Origin of the sequence: Alkalibacter saccharofermentans DSM 14828 (genome assembly GCF_900128885.1) — a bacterium.
Lineage (GTDB): Bacteria > Bacillota > Clostridia > Eubacteriales > Alkalibacteraceae > Alkalibacter > Alkalibacter saccharofermentans.
Genome location: NZ_FQTU01000010.1, coordinates 40,757 through 61,092, shown reverse-complemented (window position 1 = coordinate 61,092; position 20,336 = coordinate 40,757). Strand labels below are relative to the sequence as shown.

The 20,336-nt window shown below is 37.6% G+C and carries 14 protein-coding genes and 5 tRNA genes; 6 read left to right on the top strand and 13 right to left on the bottom strand.

Going from position 1 to position 20,336, the window contains the following annotated elements; genetic code table 11:
* Positions 1 to 342 precede the first annotated feature (342 nt).
* Both BUB93_RS07780 and BUB93_RS07775 read left to right on the top strand, forming a co-directional pair.
* On the top strand, positions 343 to 1,641 hold the full coding sequence (locus tag BUB93_RS07780; RefSeq protein ID WP_073270821.1) for a DUF2254 domain-containing protein: 1,299 nt from the start codon (positions 343 to 345) through the stop codon (positions 1,639 to 1,641).
* Positions 1,642 to 1,659: 18 nt separating this feature from the next.
* The gene (locus tag BUB93_RS07775) at positions 1,660 to 3,558 is read left to right on the top strand and encodes an ABC-F family ATP-binding cassette domain-containing protein (RefSeq protein ID WP_073270819.1); all 1,899 of its coding nucleotides are present in this window, start codon (positions 1,660 to 1,662) and stop codon (positions 3,556 to 3,558) included.
* 59 nt (positions 3,559 to 3,617) lie between these two features.
* Here the strand turns inward: BUB93_RS07775 and BUB93_RS07770 are convergent, their stop codons facing one another.
* Complete coding sequence (locus tag BUB93_RS07770; protein ID WP_242945416.1) at positions 3,618 to 5,000, bottom strand: DUF1576 domain-containing protein; 1,383 nt, start codon at positions 4,998 to 5,000, stop codon at positions 3,618 to 3,620.
* 288 nt (positions 5,001 to 5,288) lie between these two features.
* On the opposite strand from BUB93_RS07770, the gene BUB93_RS07765 reads away from it, so the two are divergent.
* On the top strand, positions 5,289 to 6,968 hold the full coding sequence (locus tag BUB93_RS07765; protein ID WP_073270818.1) for a glutamine--tRNA ligase/YqeY domain fusion protein: 1,680 nt from the start codon (positions 5,289 to 5,291) through the stop codon (positions 6,966 to 6,968).
* A gap of 112 nt (positions 6,969 to 7,080) precedes the next feature.
* On the opposite strand, the gene BUB93_RS07760 is transcribed toward BUB93_RS07765, so the two are convergent.
* The 5 genes from BUB93_RS07760 to BUB93_RS07740 all read right to left on the bottom strand — a co-directional run bounded on the left by BUB93_RS07760 (position 7,081) and on the right by BUB93_RS07740 (position 15,074).
* Positions 7,081 to 7,530, bottom strand: a complete 450-nt coding sequence (locus BUB93_RS07760; RefSeq protein WP_073270816.1) for a hypothetical protein — start codon at positions 7,528 to 7,530, stop codon at positions 7,081 to 7,083.
* A gap of 62 nt (positions 7,531 to 7,592) precedes the next feature.
* Positions 7,593 to 8,144 carry a hypothetical protein gene (locus BUB93_RS07755; protein ID WP_073270814.1) on the bottom strand — a complete coding sequence of 184 codons (552 nt, stop codon included), beginning with the start codon at positions 8,142 to 8,144 and terminating at the stop codon, positions 7,593 to 7,595.
* Between the two features lie 154 nt (positions 8,145 to 8,298).
* Positions 8,299 to 11,826, bottom strand: coding sequence for a pyruvate:ferredoxin (flavodoxin) oxidoreductase (nifJ, locus tag BUB93_RS07750; protein ID WP_073270813.1), 3,528 nt, complete (start codon positions 11,824 to 11,826; stop codon positions 8,299 to 8,301).
* Between the two features lie 349 nt (positions 11,827 to 12,175).
* Positions 12,176 to 13,009: an HAD family hydrolase gene (locus tag BUB93_RS07745; protein WP_073270811.1), complete on the bottom strand. Its 834-nt coding sequence runs from the start codon at positions 13,007 to 13,009 to the stop codon at positions 12,176 to 12,178.
* Positions 13,010 to 13,163: 154 nt separating this feature from the next.
* On the bottom strand, positions 13,164 to 15,074 hold the full coding sequence (locus tag BUB93_RS07740; protein ID WP_073270809.1) for an oxidoreductase: 1,911 nt from the start codon (positions 15,072 to 15,074) through the stop codon (positions 13,164 to 13,166).
* Positions 15,075 to 15,225: 151 nt separating this feature from the next.
* Here BUB93_RS07740 and BUB93_RS07735 point away from each other — a divergent pair, with 151 nt between their 5' ends.
* The 3 genes from BUB93_RS07735 (at position 15,226) to BUB93_RS07725 (ending at position 18,228) form a co-directional block, all read left to right on the top strand.
* Positions 15,226 to 15,807 carry a TetR/AcrR family transcriptional regulator gene (locus BUB93_RS07735; RefSeq protein ID WP_073270806.1) on the top strand — a complete coding sequence of 194 codons (582 nt, stop codon included), beginning with the start codon at positions 15,226 to 15,228 and terminating at the stop codon, positions 15,805 to 15,807.
* An 87-nt stretch (positions 15,808 to 15,894) separates the two neighbouring features.
* The gene (locus BUB93_RS07730) at positions 15,895 to 16,698 is read left to right on the top strand and encodes a histidinol-phosphatase HisJ family protein (RefSeq protein WP_084117126.1); all 804 of its coding nucleotides are present in this window, start codon (positions 15,895 to 15,897) and stop codon (positions 16,696 to 16,698) included.
* A gap of 513 nt (positions 16,699 to 17,211) precedes the next feature.
* A complete protein-coding gene (locus BUB93_RS07725) occupies positions 17,212 to 18,228 on the top strand; it encodes an ice-binding family protein (RefSeq protein WP_084117130.1) in 1,017 nt (338 codons plus the stop codon).
* Positions 18,229 to 18,304: 76 nt separating this feature from the next.
* On the opposite strand, the gene BUB93_RS07720 is transcribed toward BUB93_RS07725, so the two are convergent.
* The 7 genes from BUB93_RS07720 to BUB93_RS07690 all read right to left on the bottom strand — a co-directional run bounded on the left by BUB93_RS07720 (position 18,305) and on the right by BUB93_RS07690 (position 20,249).
* Positions 18,305 to 18,378 (bottom strand) — tRNA-Cys (locus BUB93_RS07720).
* A gap of 4 nt (positions 18,379 to 18,382) precedes the next feature.
* Positions 18,383 to 18,457 (bottom strand) — tRNA-Gly (locus tag BUB93_RS07715).
* A 27-nt stretch (positions 18,458 to 18,484) separates the two neighbouring features.
* Positions 18,485 to 18,560, bottom strand: a tRNA-Phe gene (locus tag BUB93_RS07710).
* A gap of 81 nt (positions 18,561 to 18,641) precedes the next feature.
* Positions 18,642 to 18,718 (bottom strand) — tRNA-Asp (locus tag BUB93_RS07705).
* Positions 18,719 to 18,757: 39 nt separating this feature from the next.
* Positions 18,758 to 18,833, bottom strand: a tRNA-Val gene (locus BUB93_RS07700).
* A 154-nt stretch (positions 18,834 to 18,987) separates the two neighbouring features.
* Positions 18,988 to 19,875, bottom strand: coding sequence for an Hsp33 family molecular chaperone HslO (gene hslO, locus BUB93_RS07695; RefSeq protein ID WP_073270802.1), 888 nt, complete (start codon positions 19,873 to 19,875; stop codon positions 18,988 to 18,990).
* A 173-nt stretch (positions 19,876 to 20,048) separates the two neighbouring features.
* Complete coding sequence (locus tag BUB93_RS07690) at positions 20,049 to 20,249, bottom strand: cold-shock protein (protein WP_073270801.1); 201 nt, start codon at positions 20,247 to 20,249, stop codon at positions 20,049 to 20,051.
* Between the last annotated feature and the right edge of the window lie 87 nt (positions 20,250 to 20,336).

Genomic DNA, 20,336 nt, shown 5'->3' with positions numbered 1-20,336 from the left:
TTTTCATCACTCCCTATTGCTTCTCACCGTAATATTATACCCCTAAACCCTTTTATAATTCGCGGTTATTATATAATCCAATACTGAATAAGTATATTTGTGGGTATTTTCGTCATTGACTTTTAAAATGCTTAAATATCCTCAAATATATTCCTAACCGGTAATTTAACGGCAATCCAGCAAGCATCTATGGCATAATCTGCATTATTTTATGATATACTATTAGCATAAGCAGATTAACCCGCAATAAACGGGTGAGCGCAAGGGGCCGAAGATGCTGTGGCATCTGAGGTATTATCCATGTATTTATGATATTTAATATACCCTACTGGGAGGTGCCTTATGCTGCAAAGAATTAAGATCATTTATGAAAACAATAAAATCTGGATTTATCTTATCAGACATCTTTTGATATCTATGATTTTTGCAGCAACCGCTATACTCATCGACACTGGATATTTACCTGTCATGGATTTTATCCCAAGTGCGTTTGCAACAAATACTGATTTAGCACGAAGCATTCTAGCTACACTCGCAGGTGCACTTTTGACCATAACCACTTTTACATTTTCTACTATTATGGTTGTATTGACTATGTACTCGTCTAATTTTTCGCCTCGAGTCGTGGAAAACTTCCTTACAGACAAAGTTTCAATGAAGGTTCTGGGAATATTCGTAGGGGGATTTTTATACTGCATAACTACATTGCTTTTTATGCGTGATATCATGCAAGGATTACCTGTAATTTCAGCTACGATAGGAGTTATATATTCGATTTTATGCATAATATACTTCATAAAATTTGTTTATACTGTATCTGGTTCTATTCAAGCTTCAAAACTTATAAACAAGTTGTACCTCCAGGCTTATGAAATGATCGAAACAGGAATGGATTACAGACAAAAATTTGAAAGAATCGACGTCTTTGATGTCGACCAGTTCCCTAAATGTTTTGATGTACATTCAGCATCTTCAGGTTATTTAGAGCTTATAAATTTTGAAGGAATACTGGATTTAATAAAAAATATTGATTGCAAAATCGTCGTGCGGCCTTGTATCGGAGACTATATGGCTAAAAACATGAATCTGTTTTCAGTCTATTACAAAGAACAAAGTCAGCTGCCGGATAACTTCGATAAAAAACTTTATAACTGCCTTAGCTTGACGAGTCAAAAAATGATACTCGGCGACTACAAGTTTTCCATTCAAAAAATAGTTGAAATTGCGTTAAGAGCCATATCTCCCGGAATTAACGACCCAAACACAGCTATACATTGCATAAAGATTCTTGGTGTATTGCTTAGTAAAATAGGTGAATCAGATGGCAAATACACTTCGATTCAGTTTAAAGATTACAAGGGCAAGCTGATTTACGAGGACTTTAACTTTGAAAAAGATCTATACAATACCTTCTATCAGATAATTCACTATGGCAAAACAGATTTATCCGTAGTCTTTGCCTTATTTGAAGCTCTTAAGATAATAATGCTCAGTTGTTCCGAATCAAGTCTTTATAGTGTAAGAAATTTTGCGAAATATTTATTCGAAAGATGTGGAGATTTCCATGAAAACGACTTTGACAAGCTAAAGCTAGTAGATTATCTAAATGAAATAACAACTTTCAAATATCCAACAAATTAAAAAAGCTAGGAGAAAATTATGCTCACCATCGAGAACATTTCAAAAAGTTATGGCGTGAAAACGCTTTTTTCTGATATTACATTTACTGTAGACAATGAAAAGATAGGACTTATCGGGATTAATGGTACTGGAAAATCAACTTTATTAAAAATCATAGCAGGCATGGAAACGTCTCCCACCGGCAAGATTTTAAAAAGTTCCGGTATGAAAATTGAGTACCTCCCTCAAAATCCTGATTTCGATCTTGATTCCACTGTTATAGAGCAGGTCTTAAAAACCAGATCTCCTCTTATGGATGTAATAAGAGAATATGAAATAATCCTGGAAAAGTGTGCAAATCACCCTGATGACGATAGCTTAAATGAGGAAACGCTGCGCCTTACATCCAAGATGGATTTACTGGATGCTTGGGATGTGGAAAGTCGAATTAAAACAGTGCTGACCAAACTAGGCATACATGACTTCGACAAAAAAATATCTGAGCTGTCAGGTGGGCAGAAAAAAAGGATAGCTCTTGCTTCTGCATTGATTACGCCATGCGACTTATTGATTCTTGACGAGCCCACCAACCACTTAGACAACCTAATGATAGACTGGCTTGAAACATACCTTAAAAACTTGAAAGCATCACTTTTGATGGTAACCCATGACAGGTATTTTCTAGACCGAGTAGCTGAGAGAATAATCGAAATCAGTGATGGTTCCCTCTATTCCTATCCAGGTAACTATTCATACTATCTGGATAAAAAAACTGAGAGGCTTGCACTTGAAGCAGCAAATGAAAATAAAATGTTAAACTTGTACAAAAAAGAACTTGCTTGGATAAGGCGTGGGGCAAAAGCCAGAACAACTAAACAGAAAGCTAGAATCCAAAGGTACGAGACTTTGAAAGACTCTTTAAGCATCACTGAAAACAAAAACCTTGAAATAACCTCAGCATACAGCCGTTTAGGAAACAAAATAATAGAATTGAATAATATAACAAAATCCTTTGATGATAATGTAGTTATTGATAACTTTACATATACCTTTCAGAGTGATGACAGGATTGGAATTGTTGGGCCTAACGGAGTTGGGAAATCAACTTTGCTGAATTTGATAAACAGGAAGATCAATCCTAAATCCGGTTCTGTGGAAATAGGCGAGACCGTCAAGATTGCCTATTTTTCTCAAGAATCAGAGCATATCGATCCTAACCTGAGAGCTATCGAGTACATCAAGGAAACTTCTGAGTATGTCACCACTGCTGATGGAGCAAAGATCACCGCATCCCAAATGATGGAGAATTTTCTTTTTCTGGCGGATCAACAGTACAGTAAGATATCTAACCTATCAGGTGGGGAATTAAGAAGACTATATCTTCTTAAGATACTAATGAATGCACCCAATGTTCTGATATTAGACGAACCAACCAACGACCTGGATATCGATACCTTAAGTGTTCTCGAAAGCTATATAGATGGGTTTTCAGGCCCGGTGATCGCTGTTTCTCATGACAGATATTTCTTAGATAGAATTTGCAATAAAATCATGTCCTTTGATGGCAACGGAATCATCAGCCTGCATACAGGAAATTATTTCGATTATCTTGATGATATAAAAGAAGCTCAAACCATAGAACCTTCTGATTTGCTGTCAACTGATGATGACATCGATATTGATACCAAAGGACTACGTACCGGGAGAGAAAAGAAAAAACTCAGCTTCAAAGAACAACGAGAATATGATTCTCTTGAAAGTGAAATCGGCAAATTGGAGAATGAATTGGAAAAAATAGATTTGCTTATCAAAGAAAACGAAACAAATTTTGTGAAATTGCAGGAACTCTCAGATATGAAAGATTTAACAGAAGAAAAACTCATTAATAAGTTGGAACGAGAGGAATATTTAAAAAATCTCATCGAAAGCTTTAAATGAAACATAAAAACCTTATTTCAATCAAGGGGGAAGCCTTTTAGAAATAAGGTTTTTATATGCTATTTATAAAGGTTTTCGTAATTGTCCGCACGATTTTTCAAAAACCCTACAGATTCAAACAGCGGAGCCAGAGCCGCAGCTACGAAGCCCCCTGAAAATCCGTTGTTGTATAGATTCATTCCCCCATGGAGGTAAGATACGTTCATGGTCATTGACATGTGTAAAAAACCTGCAATGATTCCATGTATCGGACCGTAATGACCTGCGATGGGAGCTAATGTCGTGCCGAAAAGCGCAGCCAACAGGGCCACTGTAGAAGCTGTATCATATACATTGAACAGGGATGCTATGTATACTCCCAACAATATCGGAACTACATTTCTTAAATGCTTTCCATATGCTCCAAAGCCGACTACCGTGAAAATTCCACCTATTACAGGACCGTTTAAATCTCCTCCTAAGAGTATCACATAAAACATTGATAGAAATCCAAGTAAAGACATATTGATCAAGACTATACCGAAGCCGACTTGCGATACAAAATCAGAAGAAAGTCTTCCTGACAATTTAAATAAATCGGATAACCCCTTAAAGCTAAACTGATTTAAAAACAGTCCAATAAATAGCATCATGCTGAACATTATAATCAAAAACATGGACAGTGGTTCATTCATTCCGCTTAAAACATGAACTGCCGTCTCAGTCTGAAATCCAAGACCTCTAAGGGCCGCCATAAAGAACATTCCTATAATTCCTGCCGTAAATCCTATGTTGTAAATGCTATATCCTTGATGAAACAACAGAAAATGCGAAGCGAGTGGAGGCAAAACAAAACCAGCCATAAATCCTGCCAGGTTGCCCAATAAAATCCCTTGAATAAGATTTAGCTCAATCCCAAATGTTATGCAGCTAATCAAAGGACCTAGTGCTGTGCTGAAGAGAGCTTGAACTATGTATTTATCGAATGATTCTTTTTTAAAGACAGAATATGTGTACACACCAGCCATTATTCCCCATGTGTTGTAAAGGTTCTTGCCGAAAAATGAAAAGCCTGCCAATGTCAACAATGCCGCTATCATAGGACCGTTCATTTCTACTTTATTGACTCTGGCCACTATTATTCCCACCATTGTTATTATGGCACTATTAAATAATGAGGAGCCTATATTTGCTATCTCAAAATAGTCGGTGACAAGAGTACTAGGAGATACTATAATGAGCTTCATTCCTGACATTATTTCTGAGGGGGTATTGAATACCAAAGATGAAATCAACAAAAACAAAGTCATCATTGCCATAACCATGTACTTAAGTTTATCTGTTACTATAACATTGTTGATATATAGCACTTCTTCTTCTATTAAGATTTTTTCTCTCGACTCTATGGCGCTGTTTTCTAAAACTGCTTCCCCATCCTGCATTAACTTATCCTTGAACTCCATATTCTATAAACTCACCTCAGAAATTATTTATTAGAAATCATTAGTTGCTTACATATTGTATACAATATTATTATACACTATGTAACCAATATCACATTGTATATTTGACACAAAAAATTGATTAAATTTTGTCTAAAACTTTAGAAACGATTACAAAGAAAATCCTAGCATTCCAATCTTTACTGTACCTTTGATAATTCCAAAATTTAATGATCTTTTTATATACTATTGAACTATGGTTTATGATAAAATCATATAGATACAAAGATAAAGTACAGGAGTGATAATGTGGATACAGACAAAATAAGGAAGTCATCAAATTTTATTTACAGCATCATCGAGGAAGATATCAAGAACAACACATTTACAGATAACAGGGTTCACACTAGGTTTCCACCGGAACCTAATGGATACCTTCACATAGGGCATGCTAAAGCTATCTTATTGAACTATAATACGGCTAAAAGATTCAATGGAAAATTTAATCTGCGATTCGATGATACTAATCCCGTGAAAGAAGACATCGAGTATGTTCAATCTATAAAAGAGGATATCGAGTGGCTTGGCGCGAACTGGGATGACAGGTTGTTTTTTGCATCCGGATACTTTGATCAAATGTATTCATATGCAGTCGAATTAATAGAAAAAGGCTTAGCATATGTAGACGATCTTTCACCGGAAGAGATTAAGCTTTACCGTGGGACATTGACTGAACCAGGGAAAAACAGCCCATACAGAGATAGGACTGTTGAAGAAAACTTAGAATTATTCGAAGGAATGAAAAACAGAAAATACGATGACGGATCAAAAGTCTTAAGAGCGAAAATCGACATGACCAGCCCCAACATCAACATGCGGGATCCCATAATTTACAGAATATTAAGAGCATATCACCACAACACAGGAAATGCATGGTGCATATATCCAATGTACGATTATGCTCACCCAATAGAAGATGCCATAGAAGGCGTAACTCATTCTTTATGTTCTCTGGAATTTGAAGATCACAGACCATTTTACAACTGGGTCCTATCAAATATCGACGATTTCAAAAAAGAACCTCCCAAACAAATCGAATTTGCAAAATTGTATCTTACGAAGACGATTGTAGGTAAAAGATTTCTTAAAAAGCTTGTGGACGAAAAGAAGGTTGACGGCTGGGATGACCCTCGCCTGATGACAATAGCCGGAATGCGCAGAAGAGGAATAACTGCTGAAGCTATTCAAAATTTCTGTGATGAAATTGGAGTTGCAAAATCAAATAGCACCGTGGATATAGCTATGTTTGAACATTTTGTCAGAGATGATTTAAAGCCTAAAACATCCAGGTGCATGGCAGTTTTAGATCCAATAAAACTGGTTATAACAAATTTGCCCGATGACCATTTAGAATGGCTCGAAATTAAAAACAACCAAGACAATGACGAATTAGGCCATAGAAAGATGCCTTTTACAAAAAATATATATATAGACAGGGATGACTTCATGATCGACCCTCCCAAAAAATACCACAGATTATATCCAGGAAATGAAGTTAGACTTATGGGAGCTTATTTCGTTAAATGCCATGATTATAAATTAGATGACCGTGGGTATGTAACAGAAATACACTGCACGTACGATCCTGAAACAAAATCAGGAAGCGGATTTACAGGAAGAAAAGTTAAGGGCACCCTTCACTGGGTAAGCGCAAAGATTAACACTGAAGCTGAATTTAGAATTTATGATTATCTGATTGACGACCAACCTAATGATATGGTAGAAGATGCACAAAAACATCAATTAAATCCGAACTCTCTAGTTATTAAGCGGGGATTTGCAGAAACCTATTTGTCTGAATCTAAACCTATGCAGCGGTTCCAATTTGTCAGACATGGATATTTTTCAGTTGATCCTAAACACACCTGTGAGTCAAATTTGGTTTTCAACCTTATAGCTAACTTAAAAAGTTCCTGGAAGCCTGTGTGAAAAAGCCGCAAGAGTCATTTTTATGATTCTTGCGGCTTTAGCCATTCAAAAAAGCGTATATTATCAAAAGAATAAAGCTAATCATTATCAGCACAGCTTTATTTGACTTAACTCAACTTTTTAAAACTCTGAGAATTGCAATATGATATGGAATTGCATAGATACCTGCAAGCTGATCATAAGCGTAATTTATTCTTTTAATCGAATCCTGTGATATAAAAGCCAAAACGCCATTGTTCAAGCCTACAGCGATTGCGCCACTTCTCAAATCTTTGATATATACATCCAATGCAATTTGCTCATCTCTTATATATCCTTTGCTGCCAAGAACAAGTCTGAACGATTCACCCTTGTTCTTACGGGAATAAAAAAACTCAAGAAATGTATTTTCTTTCTGAATCTTCGTTCCATTTATCAATATATTCCTATACTCAGGTTTTACGATTCTAGTTAAAACTTCAATCTCTGATTTTAAATCTTTTAATGTAAAATACCTTCCCTCATATTTATCGTTCTCTTCTCGTATTTCACCGAACTTCTTTATCAAAAATTCTTTTATCACTTAATTTTTCAAGTCCGTCTCATTCACAAATTTTAGAGAAACGCTCATAAATTTTTGATCCTTCAAGTTAATCTCATCTGTATCATTCTCAGATATCGAAATATATAATTTACTGCTTCAATTCCTTCTTGTTCAAGATATTCATAGTCGAGCAATGTCAAGAATACTCCGTCAGATAGCTTGAAATTCACTTTAAGATCATCAAATAGCTCTATAGCCTCCGTATTCAAGAGCATAATGCCTGATTTATTATTTGAAATATTTTTAATGTTTTCTAGAAATCTCTTTAGTTCACCGTTAGCTGATGTCGCCTTGAACTCATGAACTTTTTTTCCTTTGGAACCAGCCAGGTCTATTTCAAATGACTCTAGTTTTCCTTTAGCTTCAGCATCTTCAGGGTTATTAGGCGCTGTTTTTATGACATCAGTAGGCGTCATTCGGCTTTTAAGCCTTGCACTTTCCAGATTTTTGTCCTGATTTTCTATTCCAGCTTTAATCTCGTCGGACAGTTTGGCAACCACTTGAGGTCCTACTGCTTTATCTGCTGATGGCTTATCTGCGTTTTTTACTATTATGTCATTTAGATACTCGCTAACGATTCTTTGTATTCTCACCTTTGGTACATCCCGACATTAATAGTATCGGCTTATTTAATGCATGTATACCCTTATTTTAATCAAATAACTAAGAGTCAGATTCCTTCGGCTTGAATTCTAGGAATTCTCCCAATAATAAAAAAAGCCGAAGACAAAGTCTTCGGCAATATGCTTACTCAGCAAGCTTTTTATATGTTGCCATTTTTTCTTTTGCATCCATCTCGGCTTTTTCAAACAGCTGTTCAGCCAGTGCCGGGAAGGATCTTTGAAGTGAAGTGTATCTTACTTCGCTTCTAATGAAATCTTGGAATGATTTTGTAGGCTCTTTAGAGTCAAGAACAAATGGATTCTTGCCTTGTTCCTTAAGCTCTGGGTTGAATCTGTACAAGTGCCAGTATCCAGTCTCTACAGCAAATTTAGTCTGCTCTTGAGTTTTACCCATTCCGCCTCTGATACCATGGTTGATACAAGGAGCATATGAGATTATCAATGATGGTCCATCATAGTTCTCAGCTTCGATCAACGCTTTCATAAACTGGTTCTTGTCTGCTCCCATGCCTACTTGAGCTATGTAAACATTACCGTAAGTCATGGCTATCAAACCAAGGTCCTTTTTCTTGTTCTTCATTCCTGATGCTGCGAACTTAGCTACTGCAGCAATAGGAGTCGCTTTAGATGCTTGTCCACCTGTATTTGAGTAAACCTCAGTATCAAATACCATGATATTGATGTCTTCTCCGCTTGCAATAACGTGATCCAATCCTCCGAATCCGATATCGTAAGCCCATCCGTCTCCACCAAATACCCAGACAGATTTTTTAATCAAGAAATCTTTCAAATCTATTACTGTCTTAATGCTTTTAGCACAATCCGTACAAGTCGCCTTAGCATCGGTCAGTACCGCTAACAGTTCTTTGGAAGCAGCTTTAGAAGCTTCTCCGTCTTTTTTAGTTTCAATCCACTTAGTAGCAGCAGCTTTGACTTTTTCATCATCACAGCACTCCATTATGTGGTTTAAAGCATTTTCTATAGTAGTCCTGTTCTTCTTCACTGCTATAGCCATACCGAAACCATACTCTGCATTGTCTTCGAACAAAGAGTTAGCCCAAGCTGGACCTTTGCCCTGTGCATCCGTACAGTATGGAGTTGAAGGAGCTGAACCACCCCAGATTGAAGAACATCCAGTAGCATTGGCTATCATCATTCTATCTCCGTAAAGTTGAGTGATCGCCTTTGCATAAGGAGTCTCACCACAACCTGCACAAGCTCCTGAGAACTCTAGCAATGGCTGAGCAAATTGGCTTCCTTTTACTGTTGTCTTGGCAACGATGTTATCTCTTACAGGAAGAGTAACCGCATAATCCCAGTTTTCTATTTGTTCTTCTTGTGTTCCTATTGGCTTCATCAACAATGATTTTTGCTTTGAAGGACAGATATCGGCACAATTTCCGCAACCTGTACAGTCCATAATAGAAACTTGAATTCTATATTTATAGTCTTCGAATCCTTTTCCAATGGTTTTCTTAGCCTCGAAAATCTCCGGTGCATTTTTCATTTCTTCCTCAGTTGCAAGGAAAGGTCTGATTGCCGCATGAGGACATACGAATGCACATTGGTTACATTGGATACAGTTGTCTATTTGCCACTCTGGCACGTTTACTGCAATACCTCTTTTTTCATAAGCAGCTGTACCTTGTGGGAAGGTACCGTCTTCTCTTCCAGTAAATGTTGAAACTGGTAGTACATCCCCTTCTTGTCTATTCATAGGTCTCAATACGTTTTTAATGAAATCAGGCTCATCTTTTGTAGAAACATGTGCCGGATTCTCCTTAGCATCTGCCCAGTCTGAAGGAACTTCTATCTTTACAAGTGCGTTGATTCCTTGGTCAACAGCTTGGTTGTTCATGTTGACAATGGCATCTCCCTTGCTTCCATAAGACTTCTTGATGGCATCCTTAAGATAGCCAATTGATTCGTCAAGATCCATAACCTTCGCCAGCTTGAAGAATGCTGATTGCATGATAGTGTTGGTTCTGTTTCCAAGACCTAGTTCTTCAGCTAGTTTTGTAGCATTGATTGTGTAGAATTCTATATCGTTGTTGGCGATAAATCTTTTCATTTCTGCAGGCAAATGCTCAGCTAGTTCTTCCGGAGTCCAGATGGTGTTAAACAAGAATGTACCACCCTTTTTCAACCCTTTAAGAAGATCATACTGGTATACATATGCTTGTGTTGAACATGAAACAAAATCAGCCTCATCTATCAGGTAAGTAGATTTAATCGGCTTTTTACCGAATCTCAAGTGAGAAATAGTAACTCCACCTGATTTCTTACTGTCGTAAGAGAAGTATCCTTGGGCATACATGTCTGTATTGTCCCCTATTACCTTGATTGCGTTTTTATTTGCTCCAACTGTTCCATCAGATCCCAATCCCCAGAATTTACATCTGATTGTTCCTTCCGGAGTTGTGTTGATAACTTCTTTTTCTTCCAGGGAAGTAAAAGTAACATCGTCAACAATACCAACTGTGAATCCATTTTTAGGTTCAGCTGTGCTTAAGTTTTCATAGACAGATAAGATTTGAGATGGAGTGGTATCTTTTGAACCAAGACCATATCTTCCGCCTACGATTACAGGCTTCTTATCTTTGTCGTAGAACAAGGTTCTTACGTCTTCATAAAGAGCATCTCCAAGAGCTCCCAATTCTTTACTTCTATCTAAAACTGAAATTTTTTCGACAGTATCAGGCAATACATCGAAGAAATACTTTTCTGAGAATGGTCTGTAAAGTCTTACCTTTATTACTCCGACTTTCTTTCCTTTTGAAACAAGATAGTCAACAGTCTCTTCGATGGTATCTACTACAGAGCCCATAGCTATGATCACTTCAGTTGCGTCTTTAGCTCCATAATAATCAAAAGGCTTGTATTCTCTTCCTGTCAGCTTTGTTATTTCCTTCATGTAGTCTGCTACTACATCAGGAACACTTTCGTAAAATGGATTTAATGCTTCTCTTGCCTGGAAGAATATATCTGGATTTTGTGCTGTACCTCTAGTTACAGGATGCTCTGGATTAAGGGCTCTGTCTCTAAATGCTTGAACTGCTTCAAAATCTAAAAGTTCAGCAAATTCTTCATATTCGATTTGCTCAATCTTTTGAATTTCATGAGATGTTCTAAAACCGTCAAAGAAATGAAGGAAAGGAACTCTAGTCTTAATGGCCGCCAAGTGAGCGATACCACCAAGGTCCATAACCTCTTGAACACTGTTTGAAGCAAGTAGAGCGAATCCTGTAGGCTTTGCAGACATAACGTCTGAGTGATCGCCGAAAATTGATAGTGCGTGTCCTGCAATTGCTCTTGCGCTAACATGGAATACTCCAGGCAGCAACTCTCCTGCAATTTTGTACATGTTTGGAAGCATTAATAAAAGTCCTTGAGAAGCAGTGTACGTACTTGTCAACGCACCAGCAGCTAAAGAACCGTGAACTGCTCCTGCGGCTCCTGCCTCAGATTGCATCTCAACTACATCTACTGTTTCACCAAAGATGTTTTTTTGGCCTTTTGCCGACCACTCATCCACCATTTCTGCCATATTGGATGATGGAGTGATTGGATAGATAGCAGCAACTTCGGTAAATGCATAAGATACATAAGCCGCGGCTGTGTTACCATCCATAGTTTTCATTTTTCTTGCCATGAATGAACCTCCTTATATTTCAATAAAAATTGTTAATGAAAATAAATGCAATGTACTAAAAACCATACGCTTTGGGGCGCAATAGCATGTCAATTATAACATAGGCATTGTACATTGTATATAGAATTACACACGAATTGACTTGTGTACACAGGATAATGTATGTCTTTTATTGTATATATAACTCGTTATGCCATATTTTTGGGTTATTTGTATATCCTTTTTCTTGTTTTAGCACATTTTTATTCAGGCTTGTTCATGAATGTGTATGTCTTTTTCAGAATACTCAATTTAATGTAACGGATTATAAGCCTCTATTGTTAAAAAAAAATACAATACATGTGCAGTTTTATTTGAAATAATTTTGCATAAATTCAGCTATTCCTTCGTTGGAATTTTCACCGGCAATATACTTTGATTTGTCCTTTATGGACTGATGTGCATTACCCATCGCGACTGAGGCTCCGGCTATTGTCATCATCGTCTCATCATTATGATTGTCTCCGAAGGCCATAAGATCTTTTGTATCTAGGTTATTCAAATTAAACAAATACTTGAGGGCTTCGCCTTTACTGACATCCTTGTGAGTTATATCCGTGTAGTTTTCTTTAAAATCGACATAGTTTATACCATCATAGCCTCTTAATGATTCTAAAATATTCATATAGCTTTCATCGCCGTCCGACATAGAAAATGTGAATATCTGATATATTTCTTCTTTCCTTAAAAGCTCTTTTTTGCCTTCAATAGATTTGAGCAGCATCAAATTAAAGGACTCCATGGGGTACTCACTCTTGTAAGCGCTAATATAATCTTCTTCGAAAGGAAGTAGATTATTTGAATAGTAGGTATCAAAGCTATCCCATTGAATCTTGAGAACGTCAGAATATTTATACATGTCTTCAATTATTTGATGCGCCGTATCCTGAGGCATTGGTTTCTTATAGATTACATAATCAAGGGCCACATCATAAACTATGGCTCCGTTGCAGCAGACTATATAATCGGCTTCTATCTGATTTGCATAAAATTTGCTTGCAGAATAACTTCTCCCTGTGGCAACCGATATTTTAATTCCTTCATTCTTGACTCTTTTAATTTCTTTTAACGTCTTTTGAGTTATGCGCTGCTTGTCATTCAACAAGGTTCCATCTAAATCAAAAGCTATCATTTTAATACTCATATTTTCTTCCTTCCTTTAATCATCACTCCCTTAATTATACCATATAAAAAATATTTATTGTTTGTCTATGCATCAAAATAAAAAACCAACTGTTAATATATCTCTAAATATAAAAGAGCAACCTCATCCAATGAGGTCACTCTAATATATTAGTTTACATGATTCTTACTGTATGGTATCCTTCATGCACTGCATTCAAAATTTTTCTTGGCGCCTCTGCGTCGCCTACAACGGCTATATTATCCATTTTATCGTACAGTTCATCCTCTAATCTGTTCTCAGATTTAAATCCTGCGGCTACAATAACGGTATCGCAGTCAACCGCATGATCCTCGCCGTCTTTTGTATATATCACTCTATCTTTTTCTATTTTTTTTACTTTGGCATTGCCTACTACAGCGATATTCCTTTCTTTTATCATATCCCTTAAGGCTTGATCATTATTCAAACAGTGATCTGCTATTGCCAAAATGTCGCCCAACATCTCTATAATTGTAACTTCCTCCGCTGTTTCTTTCATATAAGCTGCTGTCTCGCATCCGACAAGACCGCCACCTATAACCACTACCTTTTTGCCCGGTTTCTTCAGTCCCACCAGATAATCATTAGCTGACGATGCATTTTCTATTCCTTCTATTGGAGGCATTATCGGATTTGAGCCGGTTGCAATAACAACTTTGTCATATTTACCCGCTGGTATATCCTGTTGAGAACCTTCCTTGTTCAATTTAACATCGACTCCCAGCTTATCCAACTGTCTTTCCATATATGTTATAAGCTTCAATACATCATTTTTAAATGTAGGCAAACCTGCAGCCCATAAATTCCCGCCAAGTTTAGAATCTTTCTCCCATAGTTCTACCTCAAAACCTCTTTTTGCAGCTGCTATTGCAGTTGACATACCACCTGGTCCGCCACCAACTACCAGTACTGATTTCTTTTCATCAGTCTTTTCAGGCAATTGGTAATCTCCTTCTGCATAGCAAAGCGGATTTACGCCACAGTAGTAATGTTTACCTGAAAATCCAGCTAGCAGGCATTCGTTGCATCCGATGCAAGGGATTATATCCTCATAATCGCCGGCTTTAACCTTATTGGCCCAATGGGGATCAGATAACATCTGATGACCTAACACTACATAGTCAGTCACCCCTTCTTTAACAGCCTTTTCGGCCTTCCTAGGATCAAACATCTTCCCTTGTCCCAGCACAGGAATCGATACAGTTTTTTTCACTGCTTCAACAACATCCATTTGATGTCCCTCTTCTTGGTAAACTGTAGAAATCGCCTTGTACCAAGCTTCATAACAACCAACATCTACATGCAAGGCATCAACTCCGGCAGATTCCAATATTTTGGCCATTTCAAGACCTTCATCTAATTCTCGTCCACCTTCTACTCTATGCACAGGAGTAAATTTCACTAAGATAGGAAACTCAGGACCTACATTTTTTCTTATTGATTCTATGCACTCAACAGTAAACCTCATTCTATTTTCCAAATCACCACCATATTCATCAGTTCGATTATTCCATTGCGCAGAATGAAATTGATCTAATAAATATCCACCGTAAGCGTGCAACTCTACTGCATCGGCTCCGGCTAATTTTGCCAAATAGGCTGAATATCCTACTTTATCCACAAGATCTTTTATTTGATCTTTGGCAAAAGGCTTGCACTTTAAATCAGGAAACCAAAATGCTCCACAATCACCTGCAGAGTATGGAGGAGTAAAGGGGTCTGTAAACTGCTGCCTTCCTAGCCCAGGAGATATTTGCACGCATACCTTGGAACCATGGTGGTGGCATCTTTCAATCAGCATATTTAATCTCTCTACATTGTGAAAGTCACTAAGTTCCGTACACGGCCGAGGCTCATACTTGCTTGTTACTACATTGGCACCTGTAATTATCAAACCTGTACCGCCTTTTGCTCTTTCTTCAAAATAACGAATGCCTTCATGACAATACGAACCATCCGCTTCTCCCGTCGTACCCATAGGGCCCATTACTATTCTGTTTTTCAGTTTCATGTTTCCAATACTTGTTCTTTCAAACAATTTCATTTGAATACCTCCTTTGGTTTACCTTAGTATTGTTTTATATGACCTCAGTAATATAATATCAACTTGTTATATTATTGTCAATATAGTTTTTTAAAAAAAAATGTGCTATTATATAGCATATTAAACATATATACATTTAACGGAGGTTCTCATGTCAACAGCTAACAACTCAACTAAATCATTTATCATAGACACCGCAAACAAGCTATTTCTCGAAAAAAATTACAAAGAAGTTACTATTGCAGATATTTGTGAGGCCTGCAACATCTCAAAAACCACATTCTATTACCACCTCAAGTCCAAGGAAGATTTGATCCTACAGTTTTATGATGGGATAACTCACAACATAAGCCTTTACTTAATGTCTATAATTACCCAAAACAACCACTGGGACCAACTTATGATATGCTTCGATTCACTAATAGATGTAGCCCATAAATATGGTTCAGATTTTTTCAGCCAGATGCTTATAAGCAACCTCAAGAAAGATCACGGCAGTTACGAACTTAGAGATGAATTGACACAAATTGCTGTTGCAATAATTAAAAAGGGACAAGAAACAGGACAAATAAGAAATAAAAACAACCCACTCGACTTGTACGTGGCTTCTGCTTATGCTTTTTTAGGTCATGAAGTAACCTGGTGCATAAAAAACGGCAACTTTGACTGGAAAGGAAGTTTCAGACATGCATTGGAATGCATCTATGATGCTGCACCTGAATTCAGAAAATAATCTTTATATTCAATAATTTGCAAACGTTATAATATTGTGCTGTCCTATAAAGAGTAGTATGATTTAAGCATATAATACTTTTTAGAGGTGATTGAAATAAACTTCATTATTGATTATCATATACACTCCACTTTTTCACATGACGGAAAGTCTTCTATCGAGGAGATATGTTCTGCTGCCATTAGAAAAAAGATAGATGAAATCTGCTTCACAGAGCATATTTCCGCTACTCATGCTTCTCCATGCTGCCACAACCTCAATATGGAAGAATACTCAAAAGAAATAGAACGATGCAAGGATTTATTTCAAGAAATTTTAATAATAAAAAAAGGGATAGAACTTGGCGAGCCTCACCTTAATTCGCAGGAGCTGATTCAGTATACTTCAGACAAGACACTTGATTTCGTACTGGGTTCTATCCATTTTATTGATGACATTGACCTGGTTTGCTTTGCCGATGATAAAAACCTTGAGGAAAGTTACATCGCCTATTTCGAAGAAGTCTATAATAGCGTTTCAGAAGGCGATTTTGATGTCCTTGGCCATTTTGACCTGCTAAAAAGGTATGCTTTTGACTTGCACGGAAAGTACAAGCATGGTGATTTAGAAGAATTGATACATGAAATTCTAAGAAAAGCTTCCCAAAGAAACATTGGAATTGAAATAAATACATCTGGCTTTCGTTCCAGCTCTCTAGAGATTTTTCCTTCTCAGCTTATTCTTCAAGACTACATAGAGCTTGGGGGAGAAATAATAACCGTCGGTTCAGATTCCCATACCGCTGAAACGGTGGGAAATAATATTCCTCCAGTTTATCTTATGTTAAAGCAACTCGGGTTTAAACACGTTTATACTTTTGATAAGCGGAACCCAGCTGGCATAAAAATTTAAATTACACTTAAGATTTTTCACAAAATCCAATAAAACTGTCATAATTATAATTCAAATCAAAGGGGTAGAAGTCGGGCAACCGTCATCTGTCCCTTTAAATTATTCATGTCTTCTTTCATTTATAATACATTTATTTACATTAATATTATATTTTATTGACATTGTTTAGAATTAGGTATACAATAGTAATGCTAATAGTTAAAAACTAGTAATCTCTGTTGTTCAACTAGCATGTATTGGTTTAACGCTTATGCAACCTAAAAAAGTGGAACGAAGTGACTTTTTTCAGTTGTTATGAAAACGTATTCAAATATCCATTAGAGGTGATGCCTATGAAATGAAAAAACTTATCACATCGACTATTTTGAAAACGATGGACAACTCATTATGCCAATAGTTAATTCAAGCGAAAAAAAGCAGTTAATTTAATGTCATCAAAGGAACCGATAGATTATACATAATTAAATCGTTAAATACAGAAAGGGTGAAAATTTTATGAACACACAAAATTTTATGAACTTGCGAAAAAGTTTTGGATCCACATCTTTAATATTGGCATTATCTCTGATTCTCCTGTTGATGCCGGCAAGTGTAGTAGCATCCGAACCAACTGTCGGTCTGGGAACAACGGAATCATTTGCGGTTCTAGCCGGTACTACGATAACCAATACAGGCTCAACCGTGATTAGTGGCGACGCCGGTGGGAATATAGGAGTTTCTCCTGGCAGTTCGGTCACTGGATTTCCACCTGGAACAGTTCAAGACGGAACTATTCATCTAAACGATGCTGAAGCCATCCAAGCACAGGCAGACCTTGTCACCGCTTACAATGACGCAGCCGGTCGCCCGGTCACCTCTGATATGACCGGGCAGGATCTGGGCGGAATGACACTCACACCTGGAGTCTATTTCTTTTCCTCATCGGCCCAATTGACAGGGACTCTGACCCTTGATGCTCAGGGAGACCCCGAAGCTGTCTTCATATTCCAGATAGGCAGCACACTTACAACAGCATCTAACAGCAGAGTCAGTCTCATCAATGGAGCACAGTACTGTAGGGTATTTTGGCAAGTAGGAAGCTCCGCGACTTTGGGTACAAGCACAGAATTTGTAGGTCATATTTTCGCTTTGACAGATATAACTGCCAACACTAATGCGACAGTGCAGGGTCAACTACTGGCAAGAAACGGTGCTGTCACTCTCGATAGCAACACGATCACTAATGGCACATGTACAGATGTGCCGCCATCATCTGAAACAAATGGTTCTGACGACACTGAGACGGAACCGGGAACAAATGGTTCTGACGATACTGAGACGGAACCGGGAACAAACGGTTCTGACGATACTGAGACGGAACCGGAAGCAAACGGATCGGATACTTCAGCAACAACTACAGATACGACAACAAAAGATCAGCAGGAAATCCCTAAAACCGGTGAAAATATCAATTATGTCATCGTGGGGCTAGTTTTATTAGGATTGGCTTTTGGCCTGACTTTCATCCGACATCGTTCACGACAAATTTAGAACTTCAACATAATACAAATATAAAAACCCACTGATATCAGTGGGTTTTTATTATATTAAAATATGTATTTTTATTTGGAGGCGGCACCCAGATTTGAACTGGGGGTAAGGGAGTTGCAGTCCCGTGCCTTACCACTTGGCTATGCCGCCATTATGGAGCGAAAGACGGGATTTGAACCCGCGACCCTCGCCTTGGCAAGGCGATGCTCTACCACTGAGCCACTTTCGCATGTGTACTATCAAATTGAAACACTAATGGTGCCCAAGGGCGGAATCGAACCACCGACACGAGGATTTTCAGTCCTCTGCTCTACCGACTGAGCTACTTGGGCTGAATATCAGCTGAAATAAAACAGATAATGGTTCTCGCTTCTCAATTGTTGACATTAAAAACATATTCTTAATTTAATGAATGGCGACCTGGAAGGGACTCGAACCCTCGACCTCCAGCGTGACAGGCTGGCATTCTAACCAACTGAACTACCAGGCCGCATATATAAGATCTGACATGCAGAATCTTTTTAAATAATGGTGGTCGCAATAGGGCTCGAACCTATGACCCCCTGCTTGTAAGGCAGGTGCTCTCCCAGCTGAGCTATGCGACCATCGCCTCAAATTTGAGACAATTAATATTATATGGCATAGAATAGTCAAAGTCAATAGCTTTGTTGTTTTTTTTTTACCATTGTGGCGAATGTTCTGTAACCGTTGATATACAAGCTTTTCAAGAGTCGTCTTTAGAATCTGTTGCTCTAGTTTTCATGCTTGTTTTTTTGATTTTTCCATAATTTTCTTCAATTCTTCGACAGTAAAACTATACTTGGTATTGCAGAAGTGGCATACAACTTCTGCCCCACCGTCTTCAAATATCATCTTCTCAACATCTTCTTTTTTTATCATGGCAAGACCATCCCAAAAGCGGTCTCTGCTGCAATCGCATTTATATTCCAAATTCTTGCTGTCAATAAGCTCGATTTTTTTTTCTGGAAAAATCGCCTTTATCATTTCCATCGGCGCCATATCTTTTTCAAGCATGGATGTGACAGATTTTGCTGTCGATATTTTATCTTCCAGGTATTTTACCACATCGTCAGGACATCCTGGCATCAGTTGAATCATGTACCCTCCAGAAGCTTTGATATCGTCATTTTCTCCTAGCAAAACACCCAATGCAACGACTGATGGTGTTTGCTCGGAAGTAGCAAAGTAATATGTAAAATCTTCGGCTATTTCTCCGCTGACAATATCCACAGTACCCACATATGGGTTTTTAAGCCCAAGATCCCTAACCACCGTCAATGTGCCTTTTCCTACAGCTGAAGAAACATCCAGCTTGCCATTAGCTTTCAGTGGAAGATAAATGTCCGGCTGATGAATATCTATTTTGATTTCTCCCGCTGAATTTACCACAGCTACTATTCCCTTAATTGGGCCATCGCTTTTTATCTGTATGCTTAACTTATCCTTCTCGCTTTTAAGAGCCATTGACATCATGGCAGCGGCACTCAGGACTCTTCCCGCCGCCGCAGTAGAAGTATACGAAGAATTGTGTACCTGTTGCATCCTAACGACTGCTTCTTTGCTGTTAACTGCAAAAACCCTTGCCGACACATCCTCTATCTTTAAGCTTATTATATTGTCTTTCATCGTTACCTCCATATATCCTTAATTGACTAAAATTATATCATAAATCATGTAACGGAGATTAATTACTCTATAAAAAATCATATCCCTGTGCACACGTATACACAGGGATCGATAATTGCTAAATGTTATTTTATACCAAGTACATCTATGTTTAAAGAAACTTTGTTACTTTACTATATAATGTTAACATTAGCAGCTTGAGGGCCTTTTTCGCCTTCAACGATTTCGAAATTCACTTCTTGTCCTTCTTTTAAAGTCTTGTAGCCGTCCATTTGCAATGCTGAGAAGTGTACGAAAACATCTCCGCTTTCATCAGTTGAAAGAAACCCGTATCCTTTTTCAGCGTTAAACCATTTTACAGTACCGTTTGTCATACAAAAATTCCTCCTAAATTAAATAAATATTATATACTGCTATGGATATTATTTTAACACCATTATTTTTGTTTGTCAAAATATATT